The sequence below is a fragment of the Synechococcus sp. R6-10 genome, assembly GCF_047461815.1.
Classification (GTDB): domain Bacteria; phylum Cyanobacteriota; class Cyanobacteriia; order Thermostichales; family Thermostichaceae; genus Thermostichus.
Window position 1 is genome coordinate 1 of the sequence record NZ_JANSHW010000410.1, and the last position, 817, is coordinate 817.

At 61.6% G+C, this 817-nt stretch carries 1 pseudogene; it reads left to right on the forward strand.

The features are described from left to right. Positions 1 to 156: 156 nt before the first annotated feature. Positions 157 to 817, forward strand: a pseudogene (locus tag NW837_RS11335) (hypothetical protein); the annotation flags it as partial.

Consider the following 817-nt stretch of genomic DNA (forward strand, 5'->3'; position numbering starts at 1 on the left):
ACAAACAGAATGCTATCGCTGCATAGTTGAACAGTGATGTTCAGCAGTGTTCAGCGTAAATGTATCAGCTGCTAGGATACAGTAGTTGCTTCCCTTCGGGGGAGTGAAATTGAAAGCCGTCTTGCCTTGGCAGCTGAGGGGAGCGCTCGAAGAACTATGGGTTTTTCTGAGTTTGAGGATCAAGATCCCATTGCAGCAGCGGAACGGACTGCTGCCCCCGATCCCAGCCGCCATTCCCCGGATTCTGCCGGTGAGGAAGCCGCGGTCTCCTCGGTTGCAAACTCTGGTGAAGGAAGGGAGCGGCAAAGTCGTCGTTCCCCACCCCCTTTGCCGGAAGAGGGCTCAACCTTTGTGGGCGCAGAGGATTGGCTGGACGATCGCGGTAGCGGGACGGAGTCCTTGGAGAATGGGCGGGATAGCTACAGGGAGTCCGCGCAAGGGGCCACTTCTCGCCCTTCCAACCGCTCCCCCCAGACTGGCCGAGACGAGGGGTCTCGTGTTGACAGCGAAAAGGGGGGGCAGAAAGCCGCTGCAGGATCCCCTGGAGCCGGTGAGCGTCCTGGGCAAGCCCTGGTTTCCCGCCGTTCTGTCTCCAGCAACCGCGGCTACGACGGATCCGCCCGTTCCTCTGCCTTTCGCGGTAGCGGGACGGAGTCCTTTGCTGGCCGCTCGCGTAAGCGGGACGGAGTCCTTGGGGAATCCGGCTACCGCAGTGACTACAGCCGTTCCGCGGCTTACGGCTACACCTCCAGCTATGTTGGCGGTGGGGGATATGGCGGTGGTGGGCGAGGCGGCAGCTCCAGCGGGGGGGTCTCCT